21 protein-coding genes are annotated in these 17,094 nt (G+C 34.2%); 4 read left to right on the top strand and 17 right to left on the bottom strand.

Translation table 11 applies throughout. The features are described 5' to 3' along the window. Nucleotides 1–65 precede the first annotated feature (65 nt). From ZPR_RS03540 to ZPR_RS03525, 4 genes are all read right to left on the bottom strand, one after another. Complete coding sequence (locus tag ZPR_RS03540) at nt 66–1,262, bottom strand: IS256 family transposase (protein WP_013069803.1); 1,197 nt, start codon at nt 1,260–1,262, stop codon at nt 66–68. A 132-nt stretch (nt 1,263–1,394) separates the two neighbouring features. Beyond that, nucleotides 1,395–1,673, bottom strand: coding sequence for a Txe/YoeB family addiction module toxin (locus ZPR_RS03535; RefSeq protein ID WP_013070237.1), 279 nt, complete (start codon nt 1,671–1,673; stop codon nt 1,395–1,397). After that, nucleotides 1,674–1,946, bottom strand: a complete 273-nt coding sequence (locus tag ZPR_RS03530; RefSeq protein WP_201765798.1) for a type II toxin-antitoxin system Phd/YefM family antitoxin — start codon at nt 1,944–1,946, stop codon at nt 1,674–1,676. 548 nt (nt 1,947–2,494) lie between these two features. Beyond that, complete coding sequence (locus tag ZPR_RS03525; RefSeq protein ID WP_013070233.1) at nt 2,495–3,052, bottom strand: DUF1572 family protein; 558 nt, start codon at nt 3,050–3,052, stop codon at nt 2,495–2,497. A gap of 256 nt (nt 3,053–3,308) precedes the next feature. On the opposite strand from ZPR_RS03525, the gene ZPR_RS03520 reads away from it, so the two are divergent. The 3 genes from ZPR_RS03520 to ZPR_RS03510 all read left to right on the top strand — a co-directional run bounded on the left by ZPR_RS03520 (nt 3,309) and on the right by ZPR_RS03510 (nt 4,864). Further along, the gene (locus ZPR_RS03520) at nt 3,309–3,872 is read left to right on the top strand and encodes a Crp/Fnr family transcriptional regulator (RefSeq protein WP_013070232.1); all 564 of its coding nucleotides are present in this window, start codon (nt 3,309–3,311) and stop codon (nt 3,870–3,872) included. A gap of 76 nt (nt 3,873–3,948) precedes the next feature. Beyond that, a complete protein-coding gene (locus ZPR_RS03515; RefSeq protein ID WP_013070231.1) occupies nt 3,949–4,434 on the top strand; it encodes a DUF1097 domain-containing protein in 486 nt (161 codons plus the stop codon). After that, nucleotides 4,424–4,864 (top strand): carboxymuconolactone decarboxylase family protein, encoded by a 441-nt coding sequence (locus ZPR_RS03510; protein ID WP_041578648.1) that lies wholly within the window; start codon nt 4,424–4,426, stop codon nt 4,862–4,864. The genes ZPR_RS03515 and ZPR_RS03510 overlap by 11 nt, the downstream gene beginning before the upstream one ends. A gap of 666 nt (nt 4,865–5,530) precedes the next feature. Here ZPR_RS03510 and ZPR_RS03500 read toward each other — a convergent pair. Further along, nucleotides 5,531–5,737: a SymE family type I addiction module toxin gene (locus ZPR_RS03500; RefSeq protein ID WP_013070228.1), complete on the bottom strand. Its 207-nt coding sequence runs from the start codon at nt 5,735–5,737 to the stop codon at nt 5,531–5,533. Between the two features lie 58 nt (nt 5,738–5,795). On the opposite strand from ZPR_RS03500, the gene ZPR_RS03495 reads away from it, so the two are divergent. Continuing rightward, nucleotides 5,796–6,017 (top strand): helix-turn-helix domain-containing protein, encoded by a 222-nt coding sequence (locus ZPR_RS03495; RefSeq protein WP_013070227.1) that lies wholly within the window; start codon nt 5,796–5,798, stop codon nt 6,015–6,017. A gap of 30 nt (nt 6,018–6,047) precedes the next feature. Here ZPR_RS03495 and ZPR_RS03490 read toward each other — a convergent pair whose 3' ends face one another. The 12 genes from ZPR_RS03490 to ZPR_RS03435 all read right to left on the bottom strand — a co-directional run bounded on the left by ZPR_RS03490 (nt 6,048) and on the right by ZPR_RS03435 (nt 16,712). Beyond that, nucleotides 6,048–6,860: an HNH endonuclease gene (locus ZPR_RS03490; RefSeq protein WP_049771413.1), complete on the bottom strand. Its 813-nt coding sequence runs from the start codon at nt 6,858–6,860 to the stop codon at nt 6,048–6,050. Nucleotides 6,861–7,017: 157 nt separating this feature from the next. Beyond that, nucleotides 7,018–7,527, bottom strand: coding sequence for a hypothetical protein (locus ZPR_RS03485; protein WP_041578646.1), 510 nt, complete (start codon nt 7,525–7,527; stop codon nt 7,018–7,020). After that, on the bottom strand, nt 7,508–8,425 hold the full coding sequence (locus ZPR_RS03480; protein ID WP_013070224.1) for a hypothetical protein: 918 nt from the start codon (nt 8,423–8,425) through the stop codon (nt 7,508–7,510). Before ZPR_RS03480 ends, ZPR_RS03485 begins: the two co-directional genes overlap by 20 nt. Nucleotides 8,426–8,743: 318 nt before the next feature. Then, entirely contained in the window at nt 8,744–9,286 is a 543-nt protein-coding gene (locus ZPR_RS03475; protein WP_013070223.1) for an FEKKY domain-containing protein, read from the bottom strand. Between the two features lie 133 nt (nt 9,287–9,419). Then, complete coding sequence (locus ZPR_RS03470) at nt 9,420–11,138, bottom strand: hypothetical protein (protein ID WP_013070222.1); 1,719 nt, start codon at nt 11,136–11,138, stop codon at nt 9,420–9,422. Between the two features lie 79 nt (nt 11,139–11,217). Next, the gene (locus ZPR_RS22825) at nt 11,218–11,535 is read right to left on the bottom strand and encodes a GNAT family N-acetyltransferase (protein WP_233421352.1); all 318 of its coding nucleotides are present in this window, start codon (nt 11,533–11,535) and stop codon (nt 11,218–11,220) included. Beyond that, nucleotides 11,483–12,364, bottom strand: coding sequence for a serine hydrolase (locus ZPR_RS03460; protein ID WP_013070220.1), 882 nt, complete (start codon nt 12,362–12,364; stop codon nt 11,483–11,485). The genes ZPR_RS22825 and ZPR_RS03460 overlap by 53 nt, the downstream gene beginning before the upstream one ends. A gap of 737 nt (nt 12,365–13,101) precedes the next feature. Next, a complete protein-coding gene (locus tag ZPR_RS03455; RefSeq protein WP_013070218.1) occupies nt 13,102–13,665 on the bottom strand; it encodes an AAA family ATPase in 564 nt (187 codons plus the stop codon). Between the two features lie 21 nt (nt 13,666–13,686). After that, nucleotides 13,687–14,223 carry a GNAT family N-acetyltransferase gene (locus ZPR_RS03450; RefSeq protein WP_013070217.1) on the bottom strand — a complete coding sequence of 179 codons (537 nt, stop codon included), beginning with the start codon at nt 14,221–14,223 and terminating at the stop codon, nt 13,687–13,689. Nucleotides 14,224–14,235: 12 nt separating this feature from the next. Beyond that, nucleotides 14,236–15,099 carry an SDR family oxidoreductase gene (locus ZPR_RS03445; RefSeq protein WP_013070216.1) on the bottom strand — a complete coding sequence of 288 codons (864 nt, stop codon included), beginning with the start codon at nt 15,097–15,099 and terminating at the stop codon, nt 14,236–14,238. Between the two features lie 979 nt (nt 15,100–16,078). Then, on the bottom strand, nt 16,079–16,387 hold the full coding sequence (locus tag ZPR_RS03440; protein WP_013070215.1) for a helix-turn-helix domain-containing protein: 309 nt from the start codon (nt 16,385–16,387) through the stop codon (nt 16,079–16,081). Beyond that, nucleotides 16,371–16,712: a type II toxin-antitoxin system RelE/ParE family toxin gene (locus ZPR_RS03435; RefSeq protein WP_013070214.1), complete on the bottom strand. Its 342-nt coding sequence runs from the start codon at nt 16,710–16,712 to the stop codon at nt 16,371–16,373. Before ZPR_RS03435 ends, ZPR_RS03440 begins: the two co-directional genes overlap by 17 nt. Nucleotides 16,713–17,094: the final 382 nt, after the last annotated feature.

The following is a 17,094-nucleotide window of genomic DNA, read 5'->3' as shown; positions in this document are numbered from 1 at the left end:
TTGGCTGTTTTTTGGGACACTATCCCGCAAAGTGTGTAAAGTTAAAATAACAGGGGTTGGACTTTTTAAAGTCTGACCCTTTTTTCATAGATCGTAAGGAACTGATTTAAGATAATGCCCCAGTTCCTGATAGGCATTGACCACTTCTTAGTGGCTTCCCTTGTAGCCAAATATACTGATTTCATCACTGCCTCATCTGTCGGGAAAGACAGTTTGTTTTTAGTATACTTCCTGATTTTCCCATTGAGGTTCTCGATAAGGTTCGTGGTATAAATGATTTTTCTTATTTCCAGGGGAAACTCAAAGAATATCGTGAGGTCTTCCCAGTTGTCCCTCCAACTTTTAATAGCATAAGAATATTTACTTTCCCATAGCTTTGCAAAATCATCCAGGGCAGCTTTAGCAGCTTGCTGGTTAGGTGCATTGTAGATATGCTTCATATCTGCTGTAAAGGCTTTTTTGTCCTTCCATACCACATACCTGCAAGCGTTACGTATTTGATGCACCACACAGATTTGGGTTTTGGACTCAGGGAATACGTTCCTGATAGTATCGGTAAACCCGTTTAGATTGTCGGTAGCCGTGATAAGGATATCTTCAGTTCCCCTGGATTTTATATCGGTAAGGACACTCATCCAAAAGGCTGCAGATTCATTTTTGCCCAACCAAAGTCCCAAAACTTCTTTCTTTCCATCTCTGCGAAGTCCTACTGCTATGTATATGGTCTTGTTAATCACCTTGGAGTTCTCCCGTACTTTGAATACGATCCCATCCATCCAAACAATAAGATATACGGGTTCTAAAGGACGGTTCTGCCAGGCCACAATATCTTCGGTAACCTTTTCGGTAATCCTTGAGATGGTGGATGTGGAAACCTCAAAATTATAAACTTCCCTGATCTGTTCTTCGATATCGCTATTGCTCATTCCTTTGGCATACAGCGATACAATAACATTTTCAATCCCATCGACCATATTGCCACGTTTGGGGACAATCATCGGATTAAAAGAAGCATCCCGATCTCTGGGGACCTGGATCTGGGATTCCCCAAAAGAGGTGCAAACCCTTTTTTGACCAAAACCATTTCGGGTGTTGGGATTGTCGGATTTCTGGCTTTTATCATAGCCTAGATGGCCATCCAATTCGCCTTCCAGCATTTTCTCAATGCCACGTTTCTGCAGTTGTTTTAAAAAGCCATTGAGCTCATCTCCACTTTTGAACTGCTTTAAAAATTCATCGCTAAATAAATCTTCTTTTTTCATACTGTGTAAAATTTAAAATTAGACAAAAAAAATAACAGGGGTCGCGACCCCTGTTATTTTTCTATTTACACAGTTTATGAGATAGTCCTTTTTTTGGTTTTGCGGTTGTTGTGCATTTTTGGTAATTGGCTTTTATTTATCATCGTAATGAAATCTACACTGAATTATCGTGCATTTTTGGTCAATGCCTTTTTTCCCAGATACTTTATAAACCAACCTATGTTCTCCTGTTATTCTTCTTGACCAAAAACCTTTAAGTCCGTGTTTTAAAGGTTCTGGTTTTCCTGTTCCTTTAAAAGGGTTTGATTTGATTTCCTTTAATAAGTTTTTTATTTTAATTGCAGTATCAGCGTCATTTTCTAACCAGTATGTAAAATCTTCCCATCCGTGTGTCGTAAAAACGATATTCATTTATTGAGCTAATTCTATTTCTTCATCATTATATTCAATTAACTCTCCTTTTTCCATTTGTTCAATAGATTCCATTAGTCTATTTCTATTGGCTTTTGTAGATAATAGGTGTTCGGTTTCTTTTAATGAATTATACTCGCTAATAGACATTATAACTACAGCATCATCTCCTTTAGTTCTTGGTACAACGATTACTCCCATTGACTTTGAAACATAGTCGAAATGTTTTTTTATATTCTTACGCAGCGTGGAAATTGTTATTGCCTTCATCATCACTATTTATTGTACTTTATGTTGTACAAGTAAATGTACAATATTTGTACCTAATTTACAAATAAGCACTTTCCAATTAATTGTAAAGGGTTTGGGTTATTCTGCTTTAACTTTTTCCAAGTAGAATTCTTCAGTATAATAAAACACATTTGTCAATTCCTGTTTTTTGTAGTCAAAAACGTGAAACCTACCTTTAAATTCTGAGACATTGAAACCTTCTTCAGGCTCGCCGTAGTATGAAATCTTAATTGCTGCCAACGGTTTTTAGTATGGCTAGTCGGGGATTGGTTTACAATGTGTTGTCCGCTTAAAAATAAATATAACTAAAAACATCAAATATCGAATAAGTAATTAGCCGCAATTGGCTATACGCATTGTGCCTGTTGCACAAGTTCTTTTTGAAGCAAACTTCGAATTTAAAGCAGTTTTAAAGAATACTATATAACTTAAAAACAACAACTTACCTGTTACGAAAAAATCAGGATAACGCTCTTTTTTAGAAATATAGACTTGTGCAATGGTTACCATTGTTGTGCAACGTTTTTTCTTTATTTTAAATCATCTGAAAAATGTCCATCGTGCTTTCCTTTCGAGAATTTTTTTTTATTAAATTCCGATGATTTTCCTTTTGGGATTGTCAAACTTTTCCATTCAGTTCCTTTAATCATTCTCCCGACATAAACAATTTGTCCAATATGATATGAATAATGGGCATATTGTCGATTTATTGCTTCTAAAATAGAATGAGCTTGATTTCTAATAAAAATCTCTTTTTCAAAATTCTCTTTATTTACAGAATTTAAAGCGTCAAATAAGCTTTTCCAACCATCATTCCATTTTGTTAATAATTCATCTTTTGTTTTAATCACAGATTCAAATTCCAAATCACGATTCCGCCATTCTTTTTCTCCGTCAGAAATAAGGAAATCAGTCCAACGTGATTTCATATTTCCGCAAAGATGGTTCACAATTATCGCAATTGAATTTGATTCTTCGTTAAATTGCCAAAAAAAATCATCTTCATCAAGCTGGTTGAATGTTTTTTCTCCGACAGATTTATAATATTCAAACTGCCCTTTAATACTATTCAGATATTCTAATTCCATTCTTGAGTTTTTCAAAATGTTGCACAACATCTCTATAACACCACAAGTTGTGTTATATGAATTTATAAATCTAACCAAAAACCTACAACATTCCTTAGGGTTTGCGCTAAAGGCTGAAAAATTTATGAGGAACAATACTTATTAAATCCCTGATTTCCGTAAAAACCTCCACCCCTTAAAATTCGAAATGGGAACTATTGTCCCTACCCGTGTATATTTGTAATGAGATTTATCTGACAAAAAATGATCTGAACCAATGTCGTTAAAAGAATACGTACAACGCTACATTAGCCTATCTGAAGAAGAATATACTGTTTTCTTATCTTACCTGGAAACGAAATCCTTTGCTCCCGGAACGCAATTATTGGCCTACGAAGAGCGGTGTCAAAGCCGATTTTATATCAAAAAAGGATGTGTTCGAATGTATGGTTATACCGAAAAAGGTAAAGAGCAGATCTATCATTTTGGTATCGACAACTGGTGGATTTCCAATTACGAAAGCTTGCTGAATGATACGCCTTCACATCTGGTTATTGAAGCGATTGAACTTACCGAAGTATATTGCTTAACTTTAGATAAATTTGAACAGCTTTGTCAACAACTTCCAAAAACCGAACGCTTGTTCAGGATGGTAATGGAACGGGCTTATATGGCTTTTCAGAAAAGACTTGAATTTCTATTTAGTTTATCTTCAGAAGAACAGTACCGGCATTTTATAGAAGTGAATGCTGCATTCACGCAACGTGTTCCTCAATATATGTTGGCTTCCTACCTTGGGGTAACGCCAGAATTTATTAGTAAAATCCGCTCCAAAATGTAATGCGCTTTGCTTCTTAATCTAGATTAAGAATATTCACCTGTATTCCCTGTAGGTTTGTATGCAACACAAATCAACAATGGAAATCACTTTAAAAGATAGTTTAAAATCGATTCTATTAGGGCTTCTGGCCGCCTTATCGATTTACGTCTGTATCTTACTACAACTACCGGCCTGGGTGTTGTTTATAGGTTGGAGTACGTATGCTCTTTTCTGTACCTCTAAAACCACTACGTTAATTTCATTTTTGGAGGAAACTGCGGGAATGTTATTGGCGTATTTCATCAATATCTTCGCAATTTACCTCAACACGTACACCCCAGAATTTGGAGTATTGCTTTCAGTTTTTGGTATCGTAACGCTCCTCTACTGGGTGACTAAACTGAAACTTTTTAATAATCTCATCACCTATTTTTTAGGGATGACCGCCTGGTTTAGCTATCCATCAGATTCTTTAAACAATCTGCCTATGCTTATGCTCAGTTTAGGTTTAGGGATTGGTTTTGGCTATGCCTATACCCTATTCGATAGACTCATTTCAAATTATAAATACAATGGAAAATAGAATTAACATTCAACAACTTGAACCGGAAGCGTACAAAGCAATGCTTGGCTTGGAAAACTATTTAGCGACTACCAGCCTGACTGATATCGAAAAGGAGTTGATCAAAATCAGAACTTCTCAAATCAATGGCTGTGCTTACTGTATAGAAATGCATACGAAAGATGCGCTAGGCTATGGGGAAACCCACCAACGGATTTTTGCTTTAAGTGCCTGGTGGGAATCTCCGCTATTTGATGAGAAAGAAAACGTATTGCTGAAAATGACGGAAGAAATCACCCATATTCAACAAAAAGGCCTGACTGAAGATACGTATACAGCAGCACAAAAACATTTTACGGGGAATGAAATCGCGCAAATTATTATGCAGATTGGTACCATCAATTTATGGAACCGCATTGGGATCTCTACCCATTTAAAACACGAAAACTAACTAAAATGAAGAATTTTTCAATCATCAATGTAGAAACTGAAGATGAATTAAAAAAATGCTTCTCCCAATGGGTATTGAAGCGGTTTGTTTTTGTGGTGGTTTTTTGAAATTCCATTTTGGGAACATTTCGATATAAATTTTCTGTAAAAATCAACTCAATAACGCAAAATGGGTGAAAAATTATACTGAATTTATGAAATGAATCATCACTAAATGTCGTTACTCTGAATTGTCACATTGAGCGGAGTCGAAATGTTGATTAACTAGATAGAATCTTATTCTCTAGATTATGCTTTTCAATACATTATCAGATTAAAGATCCTATTCATAATCCTTTTCTTTTTTTCATTGCCAACCCTTCGACAAAAGCTCAGGACAAGCAAAAGAAACCAACTCGCCTGCCGGCAGGCAGGAAGGACTAGGCTTATTTATATCCTTGAAAACTACACCAAATTCCTTATCCTGCGGATGGCAAACGCTACGCTAGGCCATCCTCCACATCCAACGCGGCGGAATTGTTTTGTTTTACTACGGAACTAAAAAGTAGGCCGATCATCTAAATATGTGTTATGCTACGCTTTTATAATTTTTTTAGCTTGCTATAATGGTTTTGTATAAAAATAGTGGTGGTTTTATGACCACAGACTTTTAAGTTGAAACCATAGTTTATGTGTGATTAGTTCCTTCTTTTTTTTGCTGAAGAACGGTGATGATGAGTTGATGGTGTTGTTCTTTAATCTTTACTTGAGCGCCTTCTTTAAAGCCTAAATTTTCCAGCCATTTTCCTTGAAGCCGAATTTCGGGAACGGTTGTATTATCCCACCGCCGGGTACGAAACTTACTGTAAATTTTTAATTTTCTAAATTGACTCATTTTTATTTGTTCGGAATAACGAACACAAGATATAAAAAAATTGTTGAAATTCGGTATAGTGAACACGAAAGAACAACAATATTTCGAAAAACTGGGTGCTAGAATCAAGCAACTACGTGAGGAAAAGGGCTTAGATCAAAAAACTTTTGCCTTTGATTGTGAGATAGGTAGAACACAGCTTTATATGATTGAAAACGGAAAAACCAATCCTCGTTTACTTACACTTATAAAAATTGCAAAGGGATTGGAAGTTCCTTTAAAAAAATTGATTGATTTTTAATTGAAGTATTTATTCATCATAATTTTTCTTCTAAAAATATCTTTCCCCTTTAATTGTATCTCTTTCATTCTTTTCAATAATCGGACATTTATTATTATTTTCTATCAACCAACTTTTATATCCATCGATTTTTGGATTTGTAATACTAATTACATACTCTATACCAAATAAAACCAAAACAAAATAGAGTTCCCGATCTCGTAAAAAAACTAAGTTTTGTTCGTGAAGTACTTCATATGGCCCATCTGAAACTTTTGGATTTAAAAATCTGTCTGTTTCATTGTAAATTCTTCGCTGTGAATAGTTCCACATATCAAGTTTATCCCCAAATCTTGCATAATACCTTAATTCTTTAAATTCTGGAGTATTAATTATAAAATTATTCCATCCTTTTTTTGAAGAAAATGTTTGAGCTGCACTTTCAATTGCAATTTTAGCAATAAAACGTGAGATCAATTTATTATCTTCAATTGGTTGATCGTTTACAGGTATAATCATATGTTTTACTTCCCCATTGAGAATTTTTTGAAAAATATCAGGACTATTGACAATCACTTCTGTTCCAAAATCTTTTCTTTTTTTTAAATCAACAGCGCCTCCAATAATTCCTTTAGAAACAGGTATTCTTCTCTTTTTACTCTCTATAAAATTTCTATGCCTAACATCTCTGAAATATGGCATTTCCAGTACTCTCTTTTCTATCTTTTTGGCAAAATATTGATTACATTCATCGCACACAATTCCTTTCCTTAAAATATGCTTTTTATTCCCTAAAGATTCAGGAATTATATGCTCAACACTTTTTGAGTTGCTAGAATTTTTTGAACAAAAGATACATTTCATTTTTCAAGTTTAGCAGGGTATTGATAAAAATTACACCATAGAAAATAATACTTTTTCTCAATATGTTTTAAATACTTACAAAAAGAATTACTCTAGAAAGAAATTTTTGGTTTTATGGTTTGAGTAAGGATTAAAGATTATTTTGACAATAGTACTTTTATTCTTTAACATCAATTAATAAAAAAAGAACAAATAAACTTCTTATTGTACTCACAGACATTAAGAATATGATTGAAACAATCGATTTAAAAAAAAATTCGTTTGAAATATTTGCCGAAATTGTCCACAGTATATAAGAAATTATGAAGCAAATAACTAATTCTATGATTGCAATTTTAAAAACTTTTACAATAGTTTTAAAAGTGCCTACTGAAAAAAATAATTCCAAAGGGGTTTGAGCTTGTTCAGGATTTTTGCTTTTGATATTGGAGCGGATTGCTACAATTATTGTTAGCGAAGCAAGAATAAATCCAGCCAGAGAAATTGATGCACCTATAATATTACCTATGATTGATACATTAACCTCCTTTTTATTATGTACAAATTCGAAAAAAGAAAATCTTGAATTTAAAATCCATAAAACGCAGATTATTGCTGCATCTATTATAGATGCATAATTAAGATAATTATCTACCGATTGTTTTATTTTATCTGAAATTAGTGCCATTCAGTTCCCTTGTCATTTTCTCAAACATATCTTCTGAAACTAATGTACGATATTTAGGTTTTCGCTGTACCTTAATTTCACTATTTACTTTTTCTATTAAAAGATCAAAATTTTCTAACAAATTATTTTGTTCTTCGTCTTCTGCCCTCATTGAAAGTTTATTAAAAAGATATTTACCCTTTTGATGCTTAATAAAATAATTTATTAAATTAAAAACAGAACTTTCAATTTGCGGGGTCTCTGTTCTTTGTTTATAATCAAATTTTAAAATAATCGTAGCATAATCACTATTAAAATTATCTAATGAGGTATCTAGCGCTTGCCATATTTTCTCATCCATTTTTTTAATTTTTGACACATTATCTTTATGAACCTTAACTATAAATTCAGAGAAACGGTTAATCCTTTTTTTTAGTTTTTGTAAATCATCTTTTACTATAGGTTTAAAGCCTACATTTTCTAAAATATTTTTAGAAACTCCAATTCGTTGAATATAGTTCACTAAATCAGTAATTTTTGAACCGTAATGGTTATATTCAATACCTAATATTATTTTATCCCTTCTATAATCTATTATGAAATGGGTTGTTTCTACAAGCCCTTCTTCTTCTTTAGCATCGATACCTTTTGTTTCATCGGTATTAGTATTCATTAATTCGGGAAGTAAATCTTTTCTTACACAACGCATTTTAGCTTTTAAAAATTTATTTTCATTTTGTATTCCTTGTATAAAAACAAATTTATCACCAAATCGTTGATAACGAATTTTTGCTCTTGTTTTTCCTAAAACAGTAATTGTATTGAAAAGATCTTGAAAGGTATATTTATCTATAAATCGAAAATCCAGTTGATAATAGTTAATTACTCTTTTAACTTTAACAATTTTGTTTTGTGCCATATATTAATTTTTGATTATTCCTTAGGATGTTGCTAGCGCAACTATAATACATCTATTTGTATCATATCTCCTCTTTATAAAAATAACCAAAACCCCACAAACTTCCTTACGGTTTCCCCTAAAGGCTAAAAAAAATCGACAAAATACTTTATAAGGCATTAATTATCAATACCTAAAAAATTTACCCGTATATAAACAAATCATTAGTTATTTTTAAATTTTAGGATTCATTTTTATAAAATCCTCAAGGTTTTAAAAGAATATTTTAAAGAACTGGATTATTCCTTTTTATAGGATATATTTTTGCCCAACGTTTTTTCAATAGTCAATTATTCCATCGTTGTGGTTTTCTTTTAGATATTCATTGAGCAATTTATTGTAACACTCCTTTTCGGACTGAATGATACAACCCATCCCAATAGTTTTAATTTTATATTTTTCTTTAAGTGTCTTTGCTAATTCAATATCGTAGCCTATCCCAAACTGAAAATAAACGAGTTTTCCGTTTTTTAAGTCAGTTGAAAATCGTTTTTCCATTTCTGCACAAGTTTCTATTTCAGAGTATTCATAATATATTTTTTTAAGCTGTACAGTCTTATAAACTCTGGGAAATATATACAAGTTCAATACTAAACTTATTCCAAATGCTCCAATCATAATTTTGGTTACTAAGCTTCGCCAAGTCTTATTGAAAAAATATAATGCAGCACATAAAACTCCTATTCCGAAGAATCTTTTAGCATATTTTAATTCAATGGAATCAAAACTTGTTTCAGTCAATTCATTATTGTGGTTGTAAATAGTTAATACAAATGCTGTAGTAGCTAAAATTAGAAGTATGTATTTTGTCCTACTGTTCAATTGGTATTTATTTATATAAGGTTAGTTGCATTGTTTAAGCTCCTGATTTAGCTGATAAAAACCAAACCTATCAGACGGAAGACCTGTAGAAAATCAAATAGGATTTTTAGGGTTAGTGAGAATAGGTGATTGGTTATAGATATTTTTGTGCTCCGATTTTTATTTTTTCTATATGGGTTATTATTTCAGTTATTTCGTATCCTTTATCTACATAAATTAAATCACATTTATTCTTTTCACAAAGTTGTTTTTTTCTTTTATCCCTCTCTATAGTTTTTTCAAATGCTTCTTGTCCTCCAAAAAATTCAATAGGCTCGTAGTGTTGTGCTCCCTGATATTCAATTCCGATGTTTAATTTAGGGAAATAAATATCTAGATGTTGGCGACCAAGCCACTTTGGCGATGCGTGATGAATAACTTCATCTTTTTTAAAATATTCTGATATTTTATAAAATAGTTCCGTTTCGCTTATCCAACCTTCTCCAACTTTTGGCATTCCGAGAGTCTCTCGATACAAATCTTCCGACTGTTTTAGGATTAGTCTACATTGGTTTAATATAGCTTTTTCAACCACGTGAGGTAACGAGTTTTCATACCCTGATTCTGCTTGGAAGTCATCAATTGCCTTATAGTGTTCATATTCAGCTTTCGAAAGGAAATAATCTTCATAGTAAGAAGATTTGTATTCTTGAATGGTTTTGATTTCAAATTTTTTCAGAATGCCAAAGAGAGTTTTTTCCTTTTCAATTTTAATTGGTATTTCTGTTGTAATTGGTTTACCATTCTGAACAAATAAGTCAAAAAATTTGGTTTCTTTTTCAAGTTTATATCTTTCAAGCTGTATGTCTACAAAAGGTTTTATTTCATTTATGTTTTTTTGCCCAAATTCGGTTAGATGACTGTAACCGCCAAGTTTTATAACAAGTTCTCCATTTAAAAGTTCTCTATTTAGTTTATTCTCATATTCAATAATTTTTTGAACGTTGATGTATTCTTTTTGTGAAATTAATTCCCAAGCTTTCTCAAAATTCTTCGAACTCTCTAATTTCTCTACAATTAGGCATTCTCCATATATTTTTGTTTTAGGATAATATTTTGAAAGCTTTTTTAATTGGTTTTGTAATTGATTAAAATCCGAATTAGGATTTTCTAACAAGTCATACAATAGAATAAAAGAATAATTGTCGTTGCCTTTTAAGTCTATATACCTACCATCAAGAAAAAAACTTTTATAAATGTGGTAAAATGCTAATTGCTCAGAATTTGCTTCTGTAATTTCTCTGAAGGAATAAATGTGTCTATGTCTCCAATGTGGGATAAGCTTATCATAATTGGAATATCCTATTTCACTTTTTGGAACTATTTTTCTTCTAGTTTTGCTATCATTCCAAAACTTGATTTTTCCCTTTACCGTCAGATTTGTTAGGTCAATTTCTTTTTCTATTCTTTTTGGTAAAAACAAATCACCGCCTACAAACTCTAAGAAACCTAAATTTTTAATTTTTGTATCTCTCAAACTCAATTTACCTCCAACTTTTTTTAACGAACCCAAATTTTCAATATTCGAATATCTTAAAATTAAATCTCCTCCTACATATTCCAAATTGTCTAAAGATTTGATTTTTGAGTATACAGAATTTGTACTTATAAATAGATTTCCCTTGACTTCTTTTAATGTTCCAAAACTCTCAAGGGTTGAATCGCTAACTCCTAGAAATCCATTTACTTTTTCGACTTTTTCTAATTTTTTGATACTTCCTCCTCTGATTATTATATCAGAATGAATTTCATTTTGATTAATAATTTTCTTTAAATCTGAAGTTGTAAATATGTCAGTTGGATTATAGTTCAATGATGTCAGTCAAATGATTTAAGACAATAACTATAAAAATAGTGTTTCTTTTCAGAAATCATTATTTGGAGACATTATTTTATAGCCTGTTGGTATTCATTTTTATAAAACCCTCAAGGTTTATGGGTTTTCCGTTTTTGAATTCGGCTTTTTGTAGGGTGCGTTCTTTTTTAAAATCGAGCTTGGCCATTGCCTTTTTGCAATTGGTGTTTTCGGTTTCTACAAAGCCTTCCATTTGGTGAAGGTAAAGTTGTTTAAATGTGTAATGGGTGATTAAAGGAAGTGCTTCGGTCATTATTCCCTGTCCCCAAAATTCGGGAAGCAGCCAAAGTCCGATTTCGGTTTTAGTAGGCGTTGAGTTCTTTGAGGATTTGTTGGGTGACTTGCTTTCTTCCACTAAAGAAATTCGGATTTTCTTCATTTATAGCTTTGGTCAGTCGGGTCGCAAAAAAGTACACATTATCCTTGGTGGTGAGATAACCTACCCACCAGCCGATGTCTTTTCCGTTAGTTCTTGTCCATCCCGTTTTATCGCGAAAGGTGTAGTTTTCCTTGTGTTCTGAAATCATTAGTTCTTTTACCTTTTCCATATTTTCTTGAGAAAAAGGCAGCTTGTTTTCATAAAGATCGATTAAAAATTCGACCTGATTTTTAGGGGATATGGCAAAATTTCCATAATTCCAGAAATCATCTCCTGCTTCACTTAGCTCGTTATTTCCGTAGTTGATGTTGTTCAGCAGGTTTTTATAGGTGCTTCTTTTAATTTTTTGGGAAGCTTTTACATAAAACCAGATGGTGGAGTACTTGTAGGCGGTTTTTAAATCGGTGTCTTGCTCCCAAACTTTAAACGGAAATCCAAAATGTGATTTTGGTTCTCCATCCCATTGATAGATTTCATTTTCGTCCTTTACCGCTTTTTGCTCGAGCAGCATAAGGGAATTGGGGATTTTAAAGGTGGACGCAGGCAGCGTGGGAATTTCGGCATCCTCTGCATCGGTAAGTATCCATTGTTTGTTTTTATAGTCGTAAAGGGTCGTGCTGCCCTCGAGTTCTAAACTGTCGTAACTATTTTGAAATCTGTTTTGCCCAAAGAGCGTAGAGGTGCAAAGGATTAATAGTATAGGTATGTATTTCATTTTTGTTGTTTTGCTTTGCTGAATTGGATTGAAGTATATTTTGGTGTCGGTGTCAAATTTCTGTAAAAAATGTGGTTTTGAGGTTTTCATTTTAGGGCATTTCGATACAAATTTTCTGCAAAAATTTACTCAATGACCTAAAATGCTTGCTATCAACCTCAACCTTGTTTTTTATTATTGCTATGAATCTATCGTACATTACGATATCAATTATTGACTTTAAGACTTATTCTCGATACAAAAATCGTCACCGATTTCCACTCGAATTGACAGCCTTGAAGTTGGTTTTCTATTTTCTCTTTTATGATGAACGTCTGTAATAATTATAATGAGGCGTCGTCAACCTGAACCTGCCTGCCGGCGAGGCGGGCCTGATTCAGGGTCTCATCTTCAAACTCTATTTTTAAAATTCAGTATGAGATTCCGGGTCGAGCCCGCCTGCCGGACGGGCAGGCCCGGAATGACGCAAATAAGCCTTATTGAAAATTACCGATAAGCAATAAATTATATTATTGCCATAGTCTATTATATGATACGGTTTACATTTTAGTGACATTTCGATACAAATTTTCTGTGAAAATTCACTCAATGCCCCAAAATTATAAAAACTACACCAACTCCTTATTCTGCAGATGGCAATACACTGGATAAGCCATCCTCCACATCCAGCGCTGCGGAATTGATTTGTTTTACTACGGATATAAAAAATATGCCGAAATGGATCATCACAAGGCGTCGTCACCCTGAACCTGCCGGCGAGGCGGGCCTGACTCAGGGTCTCATCTTCAAAGTCTATTTTTAAAATTCGCTTAATGACCTAAAATGCTTTATGCTCCAGTATATTTCAATACAAAATCTGCTCGGGTTTTTGCGTCGGTTTTGGGGACTTCGATAGTTTGATAGCCATAGTGATTATAAGTTTCTTTCATTTTGGTATGCGTCAAGAGTACCTCATCCCAATCTTGTTTGCGTTGCTGATCGGTTTGGTAGATTTCCTGCCAGGGAGGAAGTATAAAAACCTTCGTATGGTACCTCCAATGTTCCGCATACGATTGCATTTCTTCGCTGATTGCGGAACCGATAAGTTGGGCATAACAGAGCGTATCTAAAAATGAGCGGTCAAAAAATACGGGCTTCCGGTTGTTTCCATTTTTTTCGGTTTGCACGTAATTTTTCACGGAACGCTCAAACATTCGTTGCTTGTACAATTCCTTATCTTTCCACGGTAAGGCTTCTCCGTTGGTTTGTTGCTGTTCAGTAATCAGTTGCCGCGCCACTTCCGGAACTACGGGACATCCTCTGTTTTGGAGTTCCGTTAACAGGGTGGTTTTTCCTACGCCGGGACCGCCGGTGATGATGTAAAAATTGGGGTGTTGTTTGAATGGAATCATCCTTTTTGCTTGTTTTTTGGCTTAATCATCGCTTTTTAACTTGCTGTAAATTTGCAGATCGGTAAATACATTTCCGGTTAAGCGCTCTCCTTCTCTTTGTATTCCTTCGAGCGTAAAGCCTAATCTTTGCGGAATTTTACTGCTGGAGTGATTTCCTACCGCGCACTTGATTTGGATGCGGTTAAGCTGGAGTTCCTGAAAAGCAAACTCACAGATTTTGGCTACCGATTTTGTCATAATGCCTTGCTTTTGATATGCTTCGGAAAGCCAATAGCCTATTTCTGTTTTTTGATTGCTTTTGTCTGTACCATTAAAGCCAATAAGTCCGACGAATTCGCTATTCTTCAGAATGGTGAATACGTATTCAGATTTTTCTTCGGATGCTTTCACCACGGTATCGACAAAGGCTTGGGTATCGGCTAGCTTTTTTGTCAATGCAACAAACGGAAGCCATTTCCCCAAGTATTCTCGCTGATTATCGATGGTTCTAAAAATCACTTCGGCATCGGTTTTTTCTAACTTTTTCAGTTGTAGTTGGTCATCAATTTCCAGTATCATTAGGCTTCTATTTTATGCTTTTTCTTTGTTCACTTCTTCTTTAAAGAACTCGTTAAGATGATGTGTGCCATAAGTTTGGGCAACATTATCCTTGGCCATCGCGGTTAAAAAGAATTCAATGGGTCCGTAGGTTTTAGAAGAGGTAAAGGTTCTTAACGACCAGATAATGCCTTTTCTTACCCAATCGGGCAAGTGATAAATCTTAATGGGTTTGCTCCAGGCTTGCAAGGCGATGCTGGCAAGTTGATTTTGACTTAAAATATCGGGACCGCCCACGCTTTCTTCTGGGCTGCCGGCGATCATTTTATCGACACAAAACTCGGCGAGATCTGCGCCGTGAATGGGATTTAGCTGTTGCTTTCCGTCTCCAAAAAGGTAAACCCTGCCGCCTTTTGCCATTGTTAAAAAGTCTTTCATATCAGAGAAATAACCATTAGGCCGAATAATGCTTTGCTGAATGGCAGCATTGGTTAATTCATCGACAAATCTTTCTTTGGCTTCAAAGATTTTTAACTGCCTTAGCTGATCTCCGTTGATGGCTGAAATGTATTGAAATGCTTCGACCTGATCTTTCAAGGCTTCGTTTAGCAAATTTGCATTGCCCTGATAATCGACATCCATATAGGTTAACCCATCTTTTTGCCGGGTAATCCCCACGGAAGAAATGACCCAATCGATGTTTTGCGTGATTCCGTTTAGGGTTTTGGGACGGGTGATTTCACCTACAAAAATATCGTCAACCTTGGTAAATAGTTGTTTTTGTGCTTCTCTACGGATCAATATTCTTACCCAAAAGCCTCGTTTTTTCAATTCTTTGACCAAATACTGACCTAAATATCCGGTGGCGCCAGCAACCAATACTTTTTTTGCGTTCATTTTTTAAGACAAAGCTAGGGATTTGCTCACCGAATTTTCTTGACGATGGTCAAGAAGTTTGGTTTTGTGGTAACCACATTCCTTTCTTTTTTTCGTCCTTGAAAACAATGCTATTGATATCCCGTAAAAAATTTCAGGTTTAAAGCGTTTCATTTTGGGGCATTTCGATACAAATTTTCTGCGAAAATTTACTCAATGACCTAAAATGCTTACTAACAACCTTGCAATCAACCTCAACTTTGTTCTTTATTATTGCTATGAATCTATCGTACATTCCGATATCAATTATTGACTTCAAGACTTATTCTCGATAAAAAAATCGTCACCGATTTCCACTCGAATTGACAGCCTTGAAGTTGGTATTCTATTTTCTCTTTTAGAATGAACGTCTCTAATAATTATAATGAGGCGTCGTCACCCTGAACCTACCTGCCGGCGAGGCGGGCCTGATTCAGGGTCTCATCTTCTAGATTATGTTTTTCAATACATTATAAGATTAAAGATTCTATTCATAATCCCTTTCTTTTTTTCATCGCCAACCCTTCGACAAAAGCTCAGGACAAGCAAAAGAAACAAACCCGCCTGCCGGCGGGCAGGAAGGTCTAGGCTTATTTTTACATCCTTGAAAACTACACCAAATTCCTTATCCTGCGGATGGCAACCGCTGCGCTAGGCCATCCTCCTCTCCCACCGCTGCGGAATTGATTTGTTTTGCTACGGATATAAAAAGTATGCCGGAATGGAGCATCACAATATGTCGTCAATCTGAGCCTGATTCAGGGTCTCATCTTCAAAGTCTATTTTTAAAATTCGGTATGAGATTCCCGGTCAAGCCCGCCTGCCGGACGGGCAGGCCCGGAATGACGCAAATAAGCCTTATTGTAAAAATTCGCTTAATGACCTAAAATGATGAAAATATCAATTATTATTAATCCCTTTCTTTTAGCTCACTGTCGCTTATTGATTTGAGTGTTTAGCATTATTTAAATTTGATAGAAATGTCTAAATGTCCACCTAATCCTTCGTTGATAATTCTCTGTAATGTGGAAAATCGAATGTCTTTTAAATTTCTTTCTAATTTTGAAATATAGGATTTGTTTGTTCCTGCTAATTCTGCCAATTGCTCTTGAGTAAGACCTTTATCCTCTCTGGCTTGCTGAATCAATACACCAAGTTTGAAAGCGTCATATTCTGTTTCAAATGCCTCTCGTTTTTCAGTTCCTCTTTCTCCCACCTTTTCATCGACAAACTGGTCAAGACTCTTCAGGTTTTTATTTTTTGCTTTCATAGTATTCTCTTTTTATTTGTTCTGCTCTTTCAATTTGTTGTTTTGGTGTTTTTTGCGTTTTCTTTTGAAATCCGTTACCAACAACCACAATATTATCCAAGTCGAAAAAGCAGAAAATTCTGAAAATGTTATTTCCAACCTGGACTCTTATTTCGTAGAGACCAGTCGTGTTTTTCAAATGTTTTAAATAAATATCGGGAATTCGATCAATTTCTTCAATTACCTTTAAAGTCCAAATAATTTTCTTCTTTACTTTATCAGCTTGGGCTTCGTAAAATTCCTCAAAGTAATTTTTGAAAAAATAAAGTTCCCGTTTTTTATTCATAGTACAAATGTAAAAAAAGTAGTCCAATAAGACAACTTTTCCTTTTTCAGCAACACGTACACGGATACTTATAACACCACAAGTTGTATTTTATTTAGTATAAATCTAACCTGAAACGCTAAATTTCAATTACTGTTTCCCTTAAAAATGCATCCAAAACCAGGTTTTACAGAACACTAAAAATGAAGTTCTCTTGAAAAGCTTCTGTAAAAAAGTATTCTTGTGAATTCTTAAAGTTGAGGGTTTTAGGTTATTATTTCCTGCAGACTAAGGGATGTATAGAGCTTTATGGTTTCTAGTAATCGATCTATTTTGAAGGAATTGTGTTATCTCTCGGACTTGTATAACTATCAATTAGAAATTAAAGATACTATTTTTCAGA

The sequence above is a fragment of the Zunongwangia profunda SM-A87 genome, from assembly GCF_000023465.1.
Classification (GTDB): Bacteria; Bacteroidota; Bacteroidia; order Flavobacteriales; family Flavobacteriaceae; genus Zunongwangia; species Zunongwangia profunda.
This window is presented reverse-complemented; position numbering and strand designations above follow the sequence as displayed.

Coding starts and splice junctions, on each gene's coding strand:
- ZPR_RS03435 (WP_013070214.1), bottom strand. CDS start 16,712: ATGAATAAAAAACGGGAACTTTATTTTTTCAAAAATTACTTTGAGGAA.
- ZPR_RS03535 (WP_013070237.1), bottom strand. CDS start 1,673: ATGAATATCGTTTTTACGACACACGGATGGGAAGATTTTACATACTGG.
- ZPR_RS03445 (WP_013070216.1), bottom strand. CDS start 15,099: ATGAACGCAAAAAAAGTATTGGTTGCTGGCGCCACCGGATATTTAGGT.
- ZPR_RS03530 (WP_201765798.1), bottom strand. CDS start 1,946: ATGATGAAGGCAATAACAATTTCCACGCTGCGTAAGAATATAAAAAAA.
- ZPR_RS03520 (WP_013070232.1), top strand. CDS start 3,309: ATGTCGTTAAAAGAATACGTACAACGCTACATTAGCCTATCTGAAGAA.
- ZPR_RS03490 (WP_049771413.1), bottom strand. CDS start 6,860: ATGAAATGTATCTTTTGTTCAAAAAATTCTAGCAACTCAAAAAGTGTT.
- ZPR_RS03500 (WP_013070228.1), bottom strand. CDS start 5,737: ATGAGTCAATTTAGAAAATTAAAAATTTACAGTAAGTTTCGTACCCGG.
- ZPR_RS03485 (WP_041578646.1), bottom strand. CDS start 7,527: ATGGCACTAATTTCAGATAAAATAAAACAATCGGTAGATAATTATCTT.
- ZPR_RS03460 (WP_013070220.1), bottom strand. CDS start 12,364: ATGAAAACCTCAAAACCACATTTTTTACAGAAATTTGACACCGACACC.
- ZPR_RS03515 (WP_013070231.1), top strand. CDS start 3,949: ATGGAAATCACTTTAAAAGATAGTTTAAAATCGATTCTATTAGGGCTT.
- ZPR_RS03540 (WP_013069803.1), bottom strand. CDS start 1,262: ATGAAAAAAGAAGATTTATTTAGCGATGAATTTTTAAAGCAGTTCAAA.
- ZPR_RS03440 (WP_013070215.1), bottom strand. CDS start 16,387: ATGAAAGCAAAAAATAAAAACCTGAAGAGTCTTGACCAGTTTGTCGAT.
- ZPR_RS03480 (WP_013070224.1), bottom strand. CDS start 8,425: ATGGCACAAAACAAAATTGTTAAAGTTAAAAGAGTAATTAACTATTAT.
- ZPR_RS03455 (WP_013070218.1), bottom strand. CDS start 13,665: ATGATTCCATTCAAACAACACCCCAATTTTTACATCATCACCGGCGGT.
- ZPR_RS03450 (WP_013070217.1), bottom strand. CDS start 14,223: ATGATACTGGAAATTGATGACCAACTACAACTGAAAAAGTTAGAAAAA.
- ZPR_RS03525 (WP_013070233.1), bottom strand. CDS start 3,052: ATGGAATTAGAATATCTGAATAGTATTAAAGGGCAGTTTGAATATTAT.
- ZPR_RS03510 (WP_041578648.1), top strand. CDS start 4,424: ATGGAAAATAGAATTAACATTCAACAACTTGAACCGGAAGCGTACAAA.